19 protein-coding genes are annotated in these 17533 nt (G+C 57.2%); 7 read left to right on the forward strand and 12 right to left on the reverse strand.

Annotated elements, in window-relative coordinates; all coding sequences use genetic code 11:
• The first annotated feature begins 79 nt into the window (after positions 1–79).
• From AC2FJC_RS06950 to AC2FJC_RS06980, 7 genes are all read left to right on the forward strand, one after another.
• Positions 80–1468, forward strand: a complete 1389-nt coding sequence (locus tag AC2FJC_RS06950) for a 1-acyl-sn-glycerol-3-phosphate acyltransferase (protein WP_496738922.1) — start codon at positions 80–82, stop codon at positions 1466–1468.
• A 113-nt stretch (positions 1469–1581) separates the two neighbouring features.
• Positions 1582–2868 carry a crotonyl-CoA carboxylase/reductase gene (gene ccrA / locus AC2FJC_RS06955; RefSeq protein WP_058273680.1) on the forward strand — a complete coding sequence of 429 codons (1287 nt, stop codon included), beginning with the start codon at positions 1582–1584 and terminating at the stop codon, positions 2866–2868.
• 207 nt (positions 2869–3075) lie between these two features.
• Entirely contained in the window at positions 3076–3294 is a 219-nt protein-coding gene (locus tag AC2FJC_RS06960; protein WP_058278773.1) for a hypothetical protein, read from the forward strand.
• A complete protein-coding gene (locus tag AC2FJC_RS06965) occupies positions 3233–3952 on the forward strand; it encodes a helix-turn-helix transcriptional regulator (RefSeq protein ID WP_496725845.1) in 720 nt (239 codons plus the stop codon). Before AC2FJC_RS06960 ends, AC2FJC_RS06965 begins: the two co-directional genes overlap by 62 nt.
• 84 nt (positions 3953–4036) lie before the next feature.
• On the forward strand, positions 4037–4675 hold the full coding sequence (locus tag AC2FJC_RS06970) for an acyl-homoserine-lactone synthase (protein ID WP_496738923.1): 639 nt from the start codon (positions 4037–4039) through the stop codon (positions 4673–4675).
• A gap of 60 nt (positions 4676–4735) precedes the next feature.
• Positions 4736–6268, forward strand: a complete 1533-nt coding sequence (locus tag AC2FJC_RS06975; protein ID WP_496738924.1) for an ATP-dependent DNA helicase — start codon at positions 4736–4738, stop codon at positions 6266–6268.
• A complete protein-coding gene (locus AC2FJC_RS06980; protein ID WP_496738925.1) occupies positions 6265–6993 on the forward strand; it encodes an SDR family oxidoreductase in 729 nt (242 codons plus the stop codon). Before AC2FJC_RS06975 ends, AC2FJC_RS06980 begins: the two co-directional genes overlap by 4 nt.
• A gap of 7 nt (positions 6994–7000) precedes the next feature.
• Here AC2FJC_RS06980 and AC2FJC_RS06985 read toward each other — a convergent pair whose 3' ends face one another.
• From AC2FJC_RS06985 to AC2FJC_RS07040, 12 genes are all read right to left on the reverse strand, one after another.
• Positions 7001–7765, reverse strand: a complete 765-nt coding sequence (locus AC2FJC_RS06985) for a TIGR02186 family protein (RefSeq protein ID WP_496738926.1) — start codon at positions 7763–7765, stop codon at positions 7001–7003.
• A gap of 2 nt (positions 7766–7767) precedes the next feature.
• Positions 7768–8688, reverse strand: a complete 921-nt coding sequence (locus AC2FJC_RS06990; protein WP_058273512.1) for a sulfite exporter TauE/SafE family protein — start codon at positions 8686–8688, stop codon at positions 7768–7770.
• A gap of 346 nt (positions 8689–9034) precedes the next feature.
• Positions 9035–10003 carry an ABC transporter permease gene (locus AC2FJC_RS06995; RefSeq protein ID WP_496738927.1) on the reverse strand — a complete coding sequence of 323 codons (969 nt, stop codon included), beginning with the start codon at positions 10001–10003 and terminating at the stop codon, positions 9035–9037.
• Positions 10003–11097, reverse strand: coding sequence for an ABC transporter permease (locus AC2FJC_RS07000; RefSeq protein WP_496738928.1), 1095 nt, complete (start codon positions 11095–11097; stop codon positions 10003–10005). The genes AC2FJC_RS06995 and AC2FJC_RS07000 overlap by 1 nt, the downstream gene beginning before the upstream one ends.
• Position 11098: 1 nt before the next feature.
• Complete coding sequence (locus AC2FJC_RS07005; RefSeq protein ID WP_496738929.1) at positions 11099–12628, reverse strand: ABC transporter ATP-binding protein; 1530 nt, start codon at positions 12626–12628, stop codon at positions 11099–11101.
• A 90-nt stretch (positions 12629–12718) separates the two neighbouring features.
• Positions 12719–13717, reverse strand: a complete 999-nt coding sequence (locus AC2FJC_RS07010) for a BMP family lipoprotein (protein WP_282152454.1) — start codon at positions 13715–13717, stop codon at positions 12719–12721.
• A gap of 159 nt (positions 13718–13876) precedes the next feature.
• Positions 13877–14290, reverse strand: a complete 414-nt coding sequence (locus AC2FJC_RS07015) for a GNAT family N-acetyltransferase (protein ID WP_496738930.1) — start codon at positions 14288–14290, stop codon at positions 13877–13879.
• Positions 14290–14874, reverse strand: coding sequence for a tRNA (adenosine(37)-N6)-threonylcarbamoyltransferase complex dimerization subunit type 1 TsaB (tsaB, locus tag AC2FJC_RS07020; RefSeq protein ID WP_496738931.1), 585 nt, complete (start codon positions 14872–14874; stop codon positions 14290–14292). Before tsaB ends, AC2FJC_RS07015 begins: the two co-directional genes overlap by 1 nt.
• Positions 14864–15427, reverse strand: coding sequence for a NifU family protein (locus AC2FJC_RS07025; RefSeq protein ID WP_058273506.1), 564 nt, complete (start codon positions 15425–15427; stop codon positions 14864–14866). Before AC2FJC_RS07025 ends, tsaB begins: the two co-directional genes overlap by 11 nt.
• 69 nt (positions 15428–15496) lie before the next feature.
• Complete coding sequence (locus AC2FJC_RS07030; RefSeq protein WP_496738932.1) at positions 15497–16090, reverse strand: 2-hydroxychromene-2-carboxylate isomerase; 594 nt, start codon at positions 16088–16090, stop codon at positions 15497–15499.
• A gap of 9 nt (positions 16091–16099) precedes the next feature.
• Positions 16100–16555 carry a universal stress protein gene (locus AC2FJC_RS07035; protein ID WP_113792095.1) on the reverse strand — a complete coding sequence of 152 codons (456 nt, stop codon included), beginning with the start codon at positions 16553–16555 and terminating at the stop codon, positions 16100–16102.
• A gap of 65 nt (positions 16556–16620) precedes the next feature.
• Positions 16621–17484: a branched-chain amino acid aminotransferase gene (locus tag AC2FJC_RS07040; RefSeq protein WP_496738933.1), complete on the reverse strand. Its 864-nt coding sequence runs from the start codon at positions 17482–17484 to the stop codon at positions 16621–16623.
• Positions 17485–17533: the final 49 nt, after the last annotated feature.

Genomic DNA, 17533 nt, shown 5'->3' on the forward strand with positions numbered 1-17533 from the left:
GGACATGTCAATTCGCTGCGTCGCGGCATATTAGGTTCTTCAGATTGTAGGACGCAGCGTTTGGTGGCAGGGTGCACGCATGACTCAGACCGTGGAACTTCCGCTTTGGCTTTTTTTGCTGATCCTGGTGTTTGCCGTGGTCACTTTGGCATCACATTTTCTGTTCCCGTCGGTGCGGTGGTTTTTCAGGCGTCGACTCGAACGAGCGGTGAAACGATTGAACACGCGCCTGAAGCGGCCGATCCAGCCGTTCAAGTTGGCACACCGTCACGATATGATTCAGCGCCTGATCTATGACCCGCAGGTTGGTCAGGCCGTTCAGGATCACGCACGCGAAACGGGTGTCCCCGATGCTGTGGCGTTCGAGCAAGCGCAGCGATACGCGCGTGAGATCGTTCCCTCGTTTTCAGCCGTTGCCTATTTCAGCATTGCGATCCGTCTGGCTCGTTTGCTGAGCAATGCGTTTTATCACGTGCAGCTTAGCTATCAGGACGAAGACGCTGTCGAAAACATCGACCCCGACGCCACGGTGGTTTTCGTCATGAATCATCGCAGCAATATGGACTATGTGCTGGTTACCTACCTCGCAGCGCAACATTCGGCCCTTTCTTATGCGGTGGGTGAATGGGCCCGTGTCTGGCCCCTTAGCCGTCTGATCCGTGCGATGGGGGCTTATTTTATCCGGCGAAAGTCCGGCAATGATCTCTATCGTCAGGTGTTGTCCTGTTATGTGCGCCACGCGACCGCGGCAGGAGTGACGCAGGCCATGTTCCCCGAAGGTGGGCTAAGTCTGACTGGTGCCCTGGGTCGTCCAAAGCTGGGTTTGCTCAAATATATTATTGACGGGACCTCGGAAGAGGGCCGCGATGTTGTATTCGTCCCCGTGGCGCTGAACTATGATCGTGTGCTCGAAGATACTGTTCTGACGCGTGCCGCATTAGGCAATGAACGACGGTTTCGCGCGCGGATCGGCGTAATCACCAGATGGATCCTCAAACAAATCTGGCGGCGCGTGATCGGGCGCTACAAACGATTTGGCCTAGCCTCGGTCCGATATGGTCAGCCCGTTTCCTTGCGGGCGTTTCGGGCAGATCATCAGCGCGATCTGATGACCGATTTGGCGCGTGACCTGATGACGCGACTCCGCGCTGCCATCCCGCTGGTCCCTGTACCCGCCGCGTGTTGGCTAATGCAAAAGCAAAAAGAGATGTCGGAGGCCGATGCCGTTCAGGTGATTGTCGAGCTCATGCGTCGCAATGGAATGACGGACCAAGAGAACCAGACATCGGTTGAAGCCGCGATTGATCAGTTGGTCGAACGGCGAATTCTCAGGCGCAATGACGGGAAAATATGCCTGTCCGGTCAAAGGGTTGATCTTCTGGAGTATTATGCAGCCTCGGTTCCGATTGGACCAGATGAGGGAAATGCTGCGGATGCGAAGGAAATTTCTGCATCCGCTGGGTCATAAAGTTACAAAACAGCACCGATTTCGGTTGCATTATTTCCTAAAGGCCAATATTCCATCGGTTAATGCACGCGATTCTGCATCGCGGCAAAGGTTTAGAACTGAAGGAGGCCAACATGGCTCTGGACACCGACAGCGGCATCGCGTCGTACGAGGCACCGGAAAAAGACCTCTATGAGATGGGTGAAATCCCTCCGATGGGTTTTGTGCCCAAGAAAATGTATGCATGGGCGATCCGCAAGGAGCGCCACGGCGACCCGGACACCGCGATGATTCAGGAAGTCGTAGACGTCCCCGTGCTGGACAGTCACGAAGTGCTGGTTCTGGTCATGGCTGCAGGCGTCAACTACAACGGCGTCTGGGCCTCGCTGGGCAAGCCGATCTCGCCTTTTGACGGCCATAAGGCACCTTACCACATTGCCGGTTCTGATGCGTCGGGCATCGTTTGGGCCGTTGGTTCAAAAGTGACCCGCTGGAAAGTTGGTGACGAGGTCGTCATCCACTGCAACCAGGATGATGGCGATGACGAGCATTGTAACGGCGGTGATCCGATGTATTCGGACAGCCAGCGGATTTGGGGCTATGAAACCCCCGATGGTTCGTTCGCGCAGTTCACTAATGTTCAGGCCCAGCAACTGATGCCGCGGCCCAAGCACCTGACTTGGGAAGAAAGCGCTTGCTACACGCTGACGCTGGCGACTGCCTACCGGATGCTGTTCGGTCATGAGCCACACGACCTAAAGCCGGGCCAGAACGTTCTGGTTTGGGGAGCGTCGGGTGGTCTGGGTTCCTATGCGATCCAGCTGATCAACACCGCAGGTGCAAACGCGATTGGTGTGATCTCAGACGAAAGCAAGCGTGACTTTGTCATGGGTCTGGGTGCCAAGGGCGTTCTGAACCGCAAAGACTTCAACTGCTGGGGTCAGCTGCCCACAGTGAACACACCAGAATATGCCGAGTGGTTCAAAGAAGCCCGCAAGTTCGGCAAGGCCATTTGGGACATCACCGGTAAAGGCAACAACGTCGACATGGTGTTCGAGCACCCCGGCGAAAGCACCTTCCCGGTTTCGACCTTTGTTGTGAAGAAGGGCGGCATGGTTGTGATCTGCGCTGGTACAACCGGCTACAACCTGACCTTCGATGTGCGTTACATGTGGATGCACCAGAAACGTCTGCAGGGCTCGCACTTTGCCCACCTCAAGCAGGCAGCGGCTGCAAACCAGCTGATGGTTGAACGTCGCCTGGATCCCTGCATGTCCGAAGTGTTCACCTGGAATGATCTGCCCGAGGCGCACATGAAGATGCTGCGGAACGAGCATAAGCCGGGCAACATGTCGGTGCTGGTTCAGGCTCCACAGACCGGGATGCGCACCTTGGAAGAGGTTCTGGCCGCACGCGACTAACTTCGTCTCAGACAAAATCCAAAACACCCGCGAATCGGTTTTCTGGCTCGCGGGTGTTTCTTTTTGGGCGGTGGTCTTAGCCTTTTTAAAGGCTTAAGCGAAAATACCCCGCTGTTTTTGGGGAGTAGAAATCAGTGAATAGGCCAAAAAAACTTCCTCATGCTATGGTTGTGTTAACCCTTCGTTAACCGTTTCGGAGAGACGCTGATGGCGCAAAATGAGTGGATACTGGACGTACTGTCGGACCTCAGCGCCTTTGCTGTTGAAAACGGTTTGACCGCGCTTGCCGAGCAGTTGGATGACACCAAGCTGATCGCCGCAGCCGAAATCTCGTCCAGAAAGAATGAGGTTCGGGCACCAGCGGATGGCAACAAAACTCGATATGAGCCAGGTTCTGGAGGACTTGGAAAACACCAGCTCGCTTGACGAACTAAGCGAAGTCGCCATTCGCCTGCGGGACAGGCTGCAGATTGAAAACCTGATTTACCATTGGGTCGACGGGGCCGGTGATCAATACGGCTATACCACCTATCCCGACGTTTGGGCCGAACGGTACCGCGAGCGTAACTATCACAGAATTGATCCGGTCATACTGGGCTGTTTCCAACGGTTTCATCCGGTGGACTGGAAGACGCTGGATTGGTCGGGCAAGGTTGCCAAGACGTTTTTGAAGGATGCATTAGAGCACGGCGTTGGCAATCAAGGTTATTCCATTCCGATCCGCGGCCCGAATGGCCAATTCGCTTTGTTTACCGTCAATCATACCTGTGACGATGACACCTGGCAGAAGTTCATCAAAACGCATGGGCGCGAACTGATCCTGATTGCGCATTACTTCAACCGAAAGGCGTTGGAGTTTGAAAGTGACCGTCAGCCCGATTCTGCACGTGGATTGTCGCCGCGTGAAGTGGACGCCATGACCTTGCTCGCCCTGGGTTATAGCAGGGCACAGGTCGCTCATTCCTTGTCGATCTCGGAACACACGCTGAGGGTTTATATCGAAAGCGCCCGCGCCAAGCTGGGTGCGCAAAACACAACTCATGCTATCGCAACGGCCCTGAGCCGAGGGTTAATAGTCGTTTAAAGCGCGCCCGCACCAAAAACCGGAAATTAACCACGACTTTGTACCCCCTTCGTTCTTGCACAGGACGACAAGGGGAAAAGAGTCATGTTGCGCTATGTCTATGCTGACGAATTGCACAAATATCCAAAACTGGCTGAGGGGATGTTTCGGGACCGCGCCGATCAATTCAAAACCCGGCTGGGCTGGGATGTTCATGTCAACGACAAGGGGGAAGAGCGGGATCAGTACGATGATCTGAACCCGATCTATGTCATTTGGGAAGAACCGGATGGCAGCCACGGCGGCTCCATGCGCGTGATGCCGACCACCGGTCCGGTTATGGTGAACGAGGTGTTTGGACACCTGACGGGCGGCAAACCAATCAACAGCCCCTTGATCTGGGAAGTGACGCGCTTTTGCCTGTCGCGCACGGCAAGCCCGCACACGGCCGGGGCCATCATGCTTAGCGGCGGCGAGATGATGGAGGGGTTTGGTCTAACCCACATTGCGGGTGTTTTCGATGCGCGTATGATTCGCATCTATCGCCTGATCGGATCATCTCCGATCGTGCTGGGCACCGAAGGTAAAGGGCGTGATCAAATCTCGGTCGGGATGTGGCCGTATTCGGCGGACGACTGCAACCGCGTGGCCAAGCGCGCGGGCATCCCGCGTGAATTGTCGCGGCTGTGGTTCAAGACGGCTTTCGGCGTTGGCAGACAGCACCCGTTTGCATTGTCAGCCTGACAGGGTGAAAACCGAATTCCACATCTGGTGATAGCTGGCGCGGGCTTGTAGGGTCGCGCCATGTCTTTGCCCTCTGTTACTTACTCTGACGACCAGGCCGCCGCGTATGACAGCATCTCTGAGATGCTGAAATCGGCAGGTGTTGACCTTGACGATGACGCGCTGCTGAAGCTTCCGGGATCGGGTAAATCCGGTGTGATGGCTGTGATTGGCAAGGCAGGGTCCGGAAAAACGCTTCTACTGGCCGAGCTTTACAAGGCCATTGCGGACACCGGCGTTCAGATTGTGTCCGGCGATTTCGAGAGCCGCAAAGCCCGTGAAAAACGCAGTCTGGCGATTCTGGCCCCGACGAACAAAGCGGCCAGCGTATTGCGTCTGCGCGGGGTGCCAGCGACAACGATCCACCGTATCCTTTACACACCCGTCTACGACCCGGAATACGAACGGATCGCCGAATGGCTGGCAGGCAATGACGAACGTCCCGAAATCGAGGGTCTGACCGACGAGGCTCTGGATCGCGCAGCGGCGTTTTACCAGAACAACAAGTCCATCCCGGGCGCTCTGGCCGCGGCAGGGTTACGAGGCTCCGATTTTATCACCGGCTGGAAACGCCGGGACGAACCGTTGGACATCGGGTTTGTGGACGAAGCCTCGATGCTGGATGACCGGCAGTTCGAAGACCTGCAGGAAATTTTCCCAACACTTCTGCTGTTTGGTGATCCGGCGCAGCTGGCTCCGGTCAATCAGTCGGGCAGCATGGTGTTCGAAGCGTTACCGGAACCGCGCAAACAGATCCTTCACCGGGTTCATCGGCAGGATGCGGACAACCCGATATTGGACCTTGCCCATGCGCTGTCGGACCCTCAGATGGGGTTCGAAGATTTTGAGCGCATGGTCGAACAGACCGCCCGTCAGGACGACCGTGTGGTTTGGGGGCAGCGGGTCGAGGTCGATCTGATGGCCCGCAGTCCCGTTCTGGTCTGGCGCAATGCAACCCGCATTCGACTGATTCAGGCCTTTCGAAACGTTCATGGCGCGCCGGATACCGAATTGTTGGAAGGCGAACCGCTTATCTGCGACGGTATCGAATTACCTTTGAAACATCGCAAGAAACGGCTGGATCTTGAGGCGCGTGGCTTGATCAAGGGCGCTCAGGTCATCTATCTGGGTCTCGGTCGCAAACCGGGGTTTTCCAGGTTGCACGTGATGGGGGCTGAAGACCCTCAAGTCAGCGCCGCATCCATCGTCAAGATTGAAAAACCGGACGAGGAAGAGCCGTTTATTCCCTTTGCCGCGCGCATGGGTGCCACCTTTCTTCATGGCGCAGCGGTCACCATTCACAAGGCGCAAGGGTCGCAGTGGAACACTGTTCAAGTGTTTGCTCCGGACATCTATGCCGCTGCCCGTATGGGCCGTACTGAAGCTGGACAGCCGCTGTGGAAACGCCTGGCCTATGTGGCCATCACACGCGCGCAAGAAAGGCTGATCTGGGTCGTGCGCAACCGGCTTGCCAAGCCGACCTATCCGCTGCGTGTGGACGACCTGCGCGCTGTCCCCGCGGCCTCGCTGACATTGGAGGCAGAAGAGACATGACATCCATTATTGTGACCGGCGCAAGTTCTGGCATAGGGCGCGCCACTGCTGAATTGTTTCTGGCCCAAGGATGGACGGTTGGTCTATTGGCGCGCAGTGCTGGCAAGCTGAACCAAATGGCTGCAGAGCACGCAAACGCAATTCCATTGATCGCGGATGTCACCGATGCACAAGCCATCGAGGCCGCCTTTGGAGAGTTTCAGGGTAAGGCGGGCCATTTGGATGTGCTGTTCAACAACGCGGGAATTTTCGCGCCGGGGGGAACGATTGACGAGATCGCGTTGGACGATTGGTACCAAAGCGTCGCCGTCAACCTGAACGGCATGTTTCTGTGCGCCCGTGAGGCGTTTCGGATCATGCGTCACCAATCGCCGCAAGGCGGGCGCATCATCAATAACGGTTCAATTGCCGCCCATGTGCCGCGCCCCAACTCGGTGCATTACTCGGCGACAAAACACGCCATATCGGGCCTGACCCGCAGCCTGTCTTTGGATGGGCGGGGCTTCAATATCGCTTGTGGGCAGATCGATATCGGCAATGCGCGAACACAGATGGTGCAGGGCCTGGTCGAGGCGGCCATTGCCGACGGGCAGCAGCCCGACCCAACAATGGCCGTCGAAGATGCAGCGCGGTCCGTCTTGCACATGGCAAACCTGCCGCTTGAGGCAAACGTGCAGTTCATGACCGTGATGGCCACGACGATGCCCTACATCGGACGCGGGTAACGGTCAGTTACTCGCGCAATAGGCGGAACGCGGTTGACGCACCCCAACCCGCCGCTATGGCAATGACCAAAGACATCAAGCCGTACCAGACCGGTTGCTGACGGGACATGTTGTACAAAAACCGCTCCAACCCCACTTTGCGCACGTCGATGGTGGTTTCAAATTGTGAAACAACCTGGCCGCCGCGGGTTAGGAAGATGCGCGCAACATAGTCGCCTTCCGTCAAGTCCGCTGGCATTTCGATTGAGGTACGGAACAGGGTTTGTTCATCAACGGCCACCGTGTCTTCGCGAATGGAATACAGACTTTCGTGCTCGCGGATACGAATAACAGCGTCCGCGAATTCCTGCGCGCCGCGGATGTTCATCGCAGCACCAACAGACCGGATGGCACGTTCGATTGATACGCTGTATCGCAGGTCTTCGGTATCTGACAGAATCTCATTCAAGGGCGCGCTGGTCGCAACCGCATAAAAGCTGGGGGCTTCGTCTACGAGGACACTGTCAGTATTGACCCAGATTCCAAGCTTGCGCTCTTTACGCCGAACTGTGACAGGACTGGATGGGCCGGACACTGCGACAATCACTTCCAGCGGTGGTCCTGACGGAATGGGAGCCTCGCGTTTGACCGCGCCAAAGACCAGGATCTCAGAGCCGTCGAAATTGGCGGTGATGGCCACGCGATCCTGGCTGAGGCCCAGAACGACCTCTTCCTCAACGGCCAGGGCGGGGCTGGCGCAAAGAGCCAGCGCAACAAGCAAGCGTTTCAGCATGATCAGTGCCCTCCGCCGGTGCCAAGCGAATAGAGCTCGGATGGTTCAAGCAGCAGATCCAGCGCCAGTTTTCCGCAGACCACAAGAACAAGGGCTGCGAGCAACACGCGCAACTGCTCGGCAGGCATGCGGGCGCCGATCACCGTGCCGATCTGTGCGCCGATGACGCCGCCAACCAGAAGCAATACAGCGAGAACGACATCAACTGTAAAGTTGGTGGTGGCATGCAGCATGGTCGTAAAGGCGGTGACAAAGATGATCTGGAACAGGGATGTTCCGACCACGACCTTGGTGGGCATTCCCAACAGGTAAATCATCGCAGGCACCATGATGAACCCGCCGCCAACGCCCATAATGGCCGACAGAACGCCAACGAACAGGCCAACCAGCGCAGGCGGAATGACCGAGATATACAGGCCCGAAGTCCGGAACCGCATTTTGAACGGCATCGCATGCACCCATCCGCGCTGACGACGTTTGGGGGGTGCGGACACGCCTTTCTTGGATTTACGGAGCGCGTTCAGGCTTTCGATGAACATCAAACCGCCCACGACGCCAAGGAACACGACGTAGCACAACGTCACAAGCAGATCGACCTGCCCGAGGCTTTTGAGGTAGTTGAATATCACCACCCCAAGTGCGGCACCCGTTAAGCCGCCCATCAATAGGACGGTCCCCATTCTTAGGTCGACTGTTTTTCGTCGAAAATGCGCCAGAACCCCAGAGAAGGAAGAGGCAACAATCTGGTTGGCCTCGGTTGCAACTGCAACGGCGGGCGGAATGCCGATGAAGAACAGCAGGGGTGTCATCAGGAAACCTCCGCCGACACCGAACATGCCCGAAAGAATGCCGACCATCCCCCCAAGCCCCAATAGAAGGAACGCGTTGACAGAAACTTCGGCGATAGGAAGGTAAATTTGCATATCGAGCTACTGGATGAGGGTCGGCGGATCACAGAGGGTGATCAGGGTCGCCTCAAGGCAAAGTGGTGTAGGTTTAATGCGACGCGCGGCGGCAGTGCCCCGTGGCCACATGGCGGAAGTCGGATCGCTGGGCGTCATGCCAGCAGCCTGATACGGCTAAATGTCTGGTTTTCCTCAGTGTTGAGGCGTTCATGCGTTCCCAAATACACGGTTCGGGTGGATTCCGAGTCGTGGGGTATGATTGGCGACACATGCATACCCCTTTAGAACGGTTGCGGCATGCAAAATCAACTCCGCATGCCGCTCTGCAGCGAACAGGACTGAACTGAGTCCGAAACTGGACTTATCAGCGCTCTTTCACGTAAGGCTCACCACCGGCGCGCGGCGGAACCGCTTTACCGACAAACCCGGCCAGAATAACGACGGTAAGGACGTAGGGCAGGGCGTCCATCGCCTGCACAGGGATGACCACGCCGCCCAGATCGATGTTCTGGAACCGCAGCGCGATGGCCTGCAACAATCCGAACAACAGGCAGGCGCCCATTGCATGCCAGGGGCGCCATTTCGCAAAGATCAGCGCAGCCAGCGCGATGAACCCACGGCCTGCAGTCATGTCCTTAACGAACCCGGCCTGCAACGCAGTGGCCAGATAGGCCCCGGCGATGCCACACAGCACACCACAGATGGCGACAGCGGCATAGCGCAGGCCAACGACCGAAACACCGGCCGTGTCGACGGCAGCGGGGTTTTCACCCACAGCTCGCAGGCGCAATCCGAACCGTGTGCGATACAGTATCCACCATGTTGCCGGCACCATCAGGAACGCGACATAGACCAGGATCGAATGGCCCGAGAGCAACTCGGAATAGATCGGCCCGATGATCGGCACCCCGCTCAGCAATTCGGCAAAGGGGAAGTTGATCGGTGTGAAACGACCGCCGCCAAACAACGAAGGCGTGCGCCCGCCCTGTTCGAACCAGCTTTGCGCGACAAGAACCGTCATACCTGCCGCAAGAAAGTTGATTGCGACCCCGGATATCAATTGGTTGCCCCGGAAGGTGATCGAGGCCAAACCGTGAAGCCCGGAAAGAACGAGAGAAGAGGCGATCCCCGCCAGCAGGCCCAACCAGACTGATCCGGTCACGGCCGCGACGGCTGCCGAGAAGAAGGCGGCCATCAGCATCTTGCCTTCCAGACCGATGTCGAAAATGCCTGCACGTTCGGAATAGAGCCCAGCCAGACAAGCCAGCAATAGCGGTGTGGCCAGACGGATGGTCGAATCCAGGACCTGGATGAAGGTAATGAAGAACTCCATCACTGCGCTCCCTTCCGCAGGCTCAGGAACAGCTTTTCAAGCGGCATCCGGACCATGTTGTCCAATGCTCCGGTGAACAGGATCACCAGGGCCTGAATGACTACGATCAGTTCGCGCGGGATCGACGTCCAGAAAGCCAATTCTGCACCGCCCTGATAGAGAAACCCGAACAGGATCGCCGCTAGGAATACACCAAACGGGTGCGACCGGCCCATGAGGGCCACGGCGATGCCGATGAAACCCGCGCCTTCGGTCGCGTTCAAGACCAAGCGCTCTGCCTCGCCCATCACGTTGTTGATCGCCATCAGCCCCGCCAGCGCGCCTGAAATCAGCATCGCTATGATCGTGATCCGCACAGGTGAAATGCCTGCGTAGACGGCGCCGGTTTCGGTTTTGCCGTAAGATCGGATTTCATAGCCCAACCTTGTCCGCCAGATCAGTGCCCAGACGACAAAACAGGCCAAAACCGCAATGAAGAACGTGATATTAACAGGGGTCCCTTTAAACACCACGTTTTCGGCGGTTGAGAACATCGACTGAAATGTGGGCAGGTGAACGGTCTCGGGGAAACGCGCAGATGAGGGGTCTTGCGCGCCCGGTGGTCGCATAAGATTGACCAACACGTAGTTCAGGAATGCCGCCGCAATAAAGTTAAACATGATCGTTGTGATCACGATGTGACTGCCACGCTTGGCTTGTAGATAGGCCGGAATGGCGGCCCATGCCGCGCCAAACAGCATCGAACCTGCGCAGGCCGCCAATAGCGCAATGCTCCAATGCGGCCACGGGATGTAAAGGCATACCATGGCAACGCCCAGCCCGCCCAGCATAGCCTGACCTTCGCCCCCGATGTTGAACAGCCGGGCGTGGAAGGCGACGGCCACAGCCAACCCTGTGAACATAAAGTTGGTGGCATAATACAGCGTATACCCCCAACCGTACGTCGACCCGAGCGCACCGGTCACCATCAGTTTCACCGCTTCGATCGGGTTTTCACCGATGGCCAGAATGACCAAGGCGGACAAGATTGCGGCCAATATCAGACTGATCAGCGGGATCAGCACCACATCGGCCCATTTGGGCATCTTTTCCATGTTACGCGGCCTCTCCCGCAACGCCGGCCATCAACAGGCCAAGTTCTTTTTCATCTGTTTCATGGGGCAGTCTTTCGCCCATGACATGTCCGTCAAACATCACAGCGATGCGATCCGATAGCGAGAAGATTTCTTCCAACTCGACCGAGACGAGCAGGATTGCTTTACCCTGATCGCGCAGCGCGACGATTTGCTTGTGAATGAACTCGATCGCGCCGATGTCGACGCCGCGGGTTGGTTGCCCCACCAATAGAAGATCCGGGTTCCGTTCAATTTCGCGCGCGACAACAATCTTTTGTTGGTTCCCGCCCGAGAAGCTTTTGGCTGTAAGCCACGCATCAGGTGGCCGGACGTCGAATTTCTCGATCTTGCGCTCGGTATCGGCGCGCAGAGCGGCGTTGTTCATGAAAATCCCGCTCTGATAGGCAGGATCACGGTGATAGCCAAAGGCCACGTTTTCCCAAGCGTGGAAGTCCATCACAAGACCTTCGCGCTGACGGTCTTCGGGAACATGCGCAATATGCTGGGCGCGACGGGCCTGACCGTCCGATCCCGGACCGCTAAGCGCCAGCGGGGCACCGTTCAGTTTGATCGAACCCTGACCCGGACGCATGCCACCCAGAACTTCCAGAAGCTCCGATTGGCCATTTCCGGCCACGCCAGCGATACCGACGATTTCACCAGCCCGAACGGTCAGGTCGATACCCTTGACCCGTTCGACCCCGGCCGAATCGAAAACGCTGAGCTTTTCAATTTCCAGAACGGGCTTTCCGGGTTGCGCAGGCACTTTGTCGACCTGCAGCAGCACTTTGCGGCCCACCATCAGCTCGGCCAGTTCCTCGGGGCTTGTGTCGGCTGTTTTCACCGTCGCCGTCATCTGACCGCGACGCATGACCGAAACCGTATCGGTGTTTTCCATGATTTCGCGCAGCTTGTGCGTGATCACGATGATCGTCTTCCCTTCGGCCCGTAGGCGGTCAAGGATGCGGAAAAGCTGGTCAGCCTCGGACGGGGTCAGAACCCCGGTGGGTTCGTCCAGAATCAGAATTTCGGCCTTGCGGTACAGGGCCTTCAGGATCTCAACCCTTTGCTGCATTCCGACGCCAATCTCGTCGATGCGCTTGTCGGGATCAACGAACAGCTCGTATTCCTCTTCCAGCGCTTTCAGTTCTTTGCGCGCTTTGGTCAAGGACGGGGCCAGCAGCCCGCCATCCTCGGCACCGAGAACGATGTTTTCCAGAACGGTGAAATTCTCAACCAGTTTGAAATGCTGGAATACCATCCCGATCCCGGCAGCAATGGCCGCCTGGCTGTCAGGGATGTCGGTCTTGTTGCCGTTAATCCAGATTTCACCTTTATCGGCTTTGTAAAAGCCGTAGAGGATGCTCATCAGCGTGGATTTGCCCGCACCGTTTTCACCGATGATCCCATGGATCGTACCGGGGGCGACGCTGATGGAAATGTCTTTATTGGCCTGAACCGGCCCAAAGGCTTTGGATATCCCTTTGAGCTCAATGGCGGGGACGGTCATGTCTTGTCCTCAATTGCCGAAAGGGCCGCGGTGTCATACGCGGCAGAGTCGGGGGGCAAGGCGGAGGTTGTACCCCCGCCTTGCGCGATATCAGAACTGAAGTGCCGGGCAGCTGTCGTTCTCATAGTAGCTGACAACAGAGACGTTACCGTCGATGATGTCCTGCCGCGCTTTGTCGACTGCGCCTTTCATCTCGTCCGAGACCAGAGGTGCGTTGTTGTCATCCATGGCGACGCCAACACCTTCTTCGGCCAGACCCATCTGGAACACGCCGGTTTCCAGGCCTTCGCCCGCTGACATCGCGTCATAAACGGCAACATCAACGCGTTTCAGCATCGAGGTCAGAACCTTACCCGGGTGCAGGTGGTTCTGGTTGCTGTCCACGCCGATCGACAGGATGCCTTCGTCTGCCGCGGTCTGCAGTACGCCAACACCGGTGCCGCCAGCGGCCGCATAGATCACATCAGCGCCCTGGCTGATTTGTGCTTTGGTCAGTTCCGAACCCTTCACCGGGTCGTTCCATGCTGCCGGGGTGGTACCGGTCATGTTGGCAACAACATTGATGTCAGGGTTTACCGCCTTGGCACCCTGCGCATAACCGCAGCCAAAGTGGCGGATCAGCGGGATATCCATGCCACCGATAAAGCCAACGGTGCCGGATTCCGATGCCATCGCGGCCATCATGCCAACCAGATATGATCCCTCATGCTCGGCAAAACCGATTTGACGGATGTTGGGGATGTCCAGCCAGTTGACGTCAACCGCAACAAATTTGGTGTCTGGGTAGTCAGCAGCCACGGCGGACAGCGGATCTGCCATACCAAATCCCATCGTGATGATTGGGTTTGAGCCGGATTCAGCGAAACGGCGCAGAGCTTGCTCGCGCTGTGCTTCGGACTGGATTTCGATCTCGTTGTAGGTGCCGCCTGTTTCTTCGGCCCAACGCGACGCGCCATTGTGGGCGGCTTCGTTAAACGATTTGTCGAACTTGCCGCCGAGATCAAAGATCAGGGCAGGATCTGCCAGCGCAGCGCCAGCCGTAAGTGCGACTGCGGCGGTGGCACCCATCAAGGATTTCATCAGGGTCATTTTATACTCCCGTTTGTTATTATCGGTCGGGGCGAAGATAGCCCCGTTCACCCACTGTGAGCGAGCATAACTGTTGTGATGGCGGGAATTAAGGACGTTTGCAACCGCCGTGGTCAACAGATTTTTGACCATTTGGTCGAAAAAATATGTCTTAAGCGGTCAATCCAGCGCGGATTCCATCACGATAGCATCGACTTTCTGATTGTTTTCGCGCAGGTAATACCCCTTGCGCAAACCACAGGCGCGATAACCGCTGTGTTCATACAGCGCGATGGCGGGCAGGTTATCCGCAGCGACGTCCAGGAAAGCGCGCGTCGCGCCCAAAGCCTTTGCTTTGGAATGCCACTCTTGCATGCACGCTCGGGCCAGGCCCTGCCGCTGAACGTCCGGATGCGTGGCGATTGTCAGCAATTCAGCCTCATCGCCGATCACCTGGAACAGCGAAAAAGATTGAGTATTTCCAACGATATGTATGAACCGATTGTTCAGAAGATCCGCAAATTCGACCGCAGCCCACGACCGTGACTGGGTAAATGCTGCCGCGTGTGTTTTGGCAAGTTCCTCGGGGCTCATCAGTCCAGCAAAACCGGGGGTGTGTCTTTGGAAGGGGCCGCATCCGCAGGCCGAACATAGAGTGGCGCTGGCTGCGCAGTTTCGGTTTGCCACCTTTGCCCGGCGACCCGGGCAATAGCGCGAACCTGTGCATCGGCGTCGTCATTCAGGATCAGGGGACCAAGTGATTCTGCCTCAGTTTGAGGCATTAGCATCGGACCTTGGTCCGGCAACGCCACGTAAACCTGATCACGCGGGGCGCGGATCGCAGGCAGGGCGTCCGTAGGCATTTCGGCCAAAGCGTCGAACCCGGACACGCCTACCGCTGGAACGCCAAGCCCTAGGGCTAGGCCGCGCGCCGCAGAAACCGAGATTCGGATGCCGGTAAAGTTTCCGGGTCCAACGCCGACACCGATCGCGGACAGGTCTTTCCACCCATATCCGGCATCGGCCAGAACTTCTTCCAGCAACGGCATCAGACGTTCGGCTTGACCGCGCGACATGGCTTCGATGCGCGAAGTCACGATCCGGTTGCCGCACAACAAAGCGGCCGCGCAATGCGCGGCCGATGTATCAAACGCCAAAATAATGGGGTCAGACGGCAACAGGACGAACCTCGGTCACTTCGGGGATGTAGTGGCGCAGCAGGTTTTCGATACCCATCTTCAACGTCAGGGTCGAAGACGGGCAGCCCGCGCAAGCACCCTGCATGTGCAGGTAGACAACGCCCCGGTCAAACCCGTGGAACGTGATGTCGCCGCCATCCTGAGCAACTGCCGGACGGACGCGGCTATCCAGCAAGTCTTTGATTTGATTAACTACTTCTGCATCCTCGCCGGTGTGCTCTGCATGGCCCGATGCGGCTGTTTCACCAGCGCCGATGACCGGTTGGCCGGATTGATAATGCTCCATCACCGCACCCAGAATCGCAGGCTTGATGTGATCCCATTGGACATCATCGGACTTGGTGACGGTCACGAAGTCATTGCCGAGGAATACACCCGTTACTCCGCTAACCGCAAAAATCCGTTTTGCCAAAGGTGATTTTTCACCGGCTTCAGCCGATGGGAAATCCGCAGTGCCTGCTTCCAGCACGGTTTGGCCGGGCAGAAATTTCAAGGTAGCAGGGTTCGGCGTGGATTCGGTCTGGATGAACATGTCACGGCTCCGTTTCAGTTGCTTCTGATATGCGGGTCCGGGCCGGATAAGTCAAGATTTGGAACGATTCTAAATGTTGGCCGCCAACCGGATCGCATCATCCAACCGATCATCTCCCCAGTATAGTTCGTCGCCGACCAGAAAACTCGGCGCACCGAACAGCCCTTTGGCCTGTGCGGTTTTGGTCTGCTCGATCAGAGCTGACTTGATCTCGGGGTCTCGGGTTCTGTCCAAAAGGTCGTCAGGCAAACCGGCGGATTTCAGGCAATCAACCAGAACTGCATCGTCCGACACATTCTGACCTTGTGCGAATTCGGCTTTATAGACCGCCCGAACAAATCGCGCCCTATGGGTCTGATCTTCAATAGCCAGCGTGAGGCGCGCAGCCTTCAGGCCGTTTTGCGGAAACGGGTCCGGCCGCCGGAAGGGCAGGCCGCGCTGCGCCGTCAAACGCTCCATATCGCGCCACATATAGCGCCCTTTGGCCGGGTAAATGTTAAACGGAGAATTATCCCAACCCTGCGCCGCGAAAATGGGCCCCAGAAGAAAGGGATGCCATTCTACGGCGACGTTATGCTGTGCCGCAGCCTGTTCGATTCGCATGGCGCTGAGGTAGGAATAGGTCGATGCGAATTCGAACCAGAACTGGATGCGGCTTTGCATTGGGTGGCCTCAGGTGATGGCTTCCAGCTTTTCCTTGCTCAGGTCGCCGGGCACAATTGTGATCGGAATCGGCAGGCTGCCCGAGTTTTTGGTCAGCTGCGTCACCAGTGGACCGGGCCCTTTCTTTTCGATGCCAGCACCCAGGACCAGAACGCCGATGTCCGGGTCTGACTGGACATGTTCGATTATCTGAGGGACGGGTTCGCCTTCACGAATGGACAACTCGGGGTCGATCCCTTGTTTGTCGCGCATCCATTTGGCGAAAACTTCGTAATGTGCATGGATGCGTTCGCGCGCCTCTTCGCGCATGGTTTCGGCCACACCGATCCAGTGATTGAACTCATCGGGTGGGATGACGGACAGGATCGTTACCCCTCCACCGGTATGGGCTGCACGCATTGCAGCGAAACGCATCGCGTTAAGGCATTCGCGGCTGTCATCCAGAATGACTAGAAACTTACGCATGGGTGTCCTCGTGTATTTAGGGGGATCATGCCCGACCAAATGCGGGCTGGCAACACGGCGTATGACTACCGAGTGCTTGCAGCCCAGTCCCAATAGAGCGCGCGCGCGCGGCGTGCAATCGGTCCGACCTGATATTGAGTGTCCTCCAACGCCGTGACGGGGGTTATTTTGTTCATGTTACCGGTCATAAACACCTCGTCCGCCTTATGAAAATCTTCAAAGCTGAGGACGGATTCGTGGACCGTCACGCCGTCGGCGCGCAGGTTTTTGATATGTCGCGCTCGGGTGATTCCGGCCAGAAAAGTTCCATTGGGCGTAGGGGTGAAGACCTCGCCATCGCGAACCATGAAGATGTTTGCGGTGGCGGTTTCCGCCACATGACCCAAGGCGTCCGCAACCAGTGCGTTCGAGAACCCTTTGGACTTGGCCTCTTTCAACATTCGGGCGTTGTTGGGATACAGGCATCCGGCTTTGGCATTCACAACGGCTGATTCCAGAACCGGTCGGCGGAATCGCGTGGTGGTCAGCGTGACCGAAGCAGTTTCCGGTGCCATTGGTATCTCTTCCAGACAGATAGCAAAGCCGGTGCTGTCCTGCTGAGGCACAATGGCCGTGGCATCACCGTCGATGCCCCAATACATCGGTCGAATATAGACGGCGGAACCTTTGGCATGGCCATCCAGCCCTTCGCGGACGATCTCGACCATCTGTTCGGTCGTCACGGTAGGAGTCAGCAAAAGCGCCTCGGCCGAGCGGTTGACCCGTTCGCAATGGGCAACCAGATCCGGGGTAAGCCCGTCAAAAAATCGCGCGCCGTCAAAGACCGAAGATCCCAGCCAAGCGCCATGGTCTGCCGCCCGCATGATCGGGGCGTCCCCGTTGTGCCACTGACCATCAAAATAGGTGCGGATATTTTTGCCGACTGCCATGACGCCCTCCTTTGCCCTTGGGGCAACCTAGGAAGGCGTCACGGGAAGG

Source organism: Ruegeria sp. CDSB117 (genome assembly GCF_059611005.1).

Coding starts and splice junctions, on each gene's coding strand:
- AC2FJC_RS06950 (WP_496738922.1), top strand. CDS start 80: ATGACTCAGACCGTGGAACTTCCGCTTTGGCTTTTTTTGCTGATCCTG.
- ccrA (WP_058273680.1), top strand. CDS start 1,582: ATGGCTCTGGACACCGACAGCGGCATCGCGTCGTACGAGGCACCGGAA.
- AC2FJC_RS06960 (WP_058278773.1), top strand. CDS start 3,076: ATGGCGCAAAATGAGTGGATACTGGACGTACTGTCGGACCTCAGCGCC.
- AC2FJC_RS06965 (WP_496725845.1), top strand. CDS start 3,233: ATGGCAACAAAACTCGATATGAGCCAGGTTCTGGAGGACTTGGAAAAC.
- AC2FJC_RS06970 (WP_496738923.1), top strand. CDS start 4,037: ATGTTGCGCTATGTCTATGCTGACGAATTGCACAAATATCCAAAACTG.
- AC2FJC_RS06975 (WP_496738924.1), top strand. CDS start 4,736: ATGTCTTTGCCCTCTGTTACTTACTCTGACGACCAGGCCGCCGCGTAT.
- AC2FJC_RS06980 (WP_496738925.1), top strand. CDS start 6,265: ATGACATCCATTATTGTGACCGGCGCAAGTTCTGGCATAGGGCGCGCC.
- AC2FJC_RS06985 (WP_496738926.1), bottom strand. CDS start 7,765: ATGCTGAAACGCTTGCTTGTTGCGCTGGCTCTTTGCGCCAGCCCCGCC.
- AC2FJC_RS06990 (WP_058273512.1), bottom strand. CDS start 8,688: ATGCAAATTTACCTTCCTATCGCCGAAGTTTCTGTCAACGCGTTCCTT.
- AC2FJC_RS06995 (WP_496738927.1), bottom strand. CDS start 10,003: ATGGAGTTCTTCATTACCTTCATCCAGGTCCTGGATTCGACCATCCGT.
- AC2FJC_RS07000 (WP_496738928.1), bottom strand. CDS start 11,097: ATGGAAAAGATGCCCAAATGGGCCGATGTGGTGCTGATCCCGCTGATC.
- AC2FJC_RS07005 (WP_496738929.1), bottom strand. CDS start 12,628: ATGACCGTCCCCGCCATTGAGCTCAAAGGGATATCCAAAGCCTTTGGG.
- AC2FJC_RS07010 (WP_282152454.1), bottom strand. CDS start 13,717: ATGACCCTGATGAAATCCTTGATGGGTGCCACCGCCGCAGTCGCACTT.
- AC2FJC_RS07015 (WP_496738930.1), bottom strand. CDS start 14,290: ATGAGCCCCGAGGAACTTGCCAAAACACACGCGGCAGCATTTACCCAG.
- AC2FJC_RS07025 (WP_058273506.1), bottom strand. CDS start 15,427: ATGTTCATCCAGACCGAATCCACGCCGAACCCTGCTACCTTGAAATTT.
- AC2FJC_RS07030 (WP_496738932.1), bottom strand. CDS start 16,090: ATGCAAAGCCGCATCCAGTTCTGGTTCGAATTCGCATCGACCTATTCC.
- AC2FJC_RS07035 (WP_113792095.1), bottom strand. CDS start 16,555: ATGCGTAAGTTTCTAGTCATTCTGGATGACAGCCGCGAATGCCTTAAC.
- AC2FJC_RS07040 (WP_496738933.1), bottom strand. CDS start 17,484: ATGGCAGTCGGCAAAAATATCCGCACCTATTTTGATGGTCAGTGGCAC.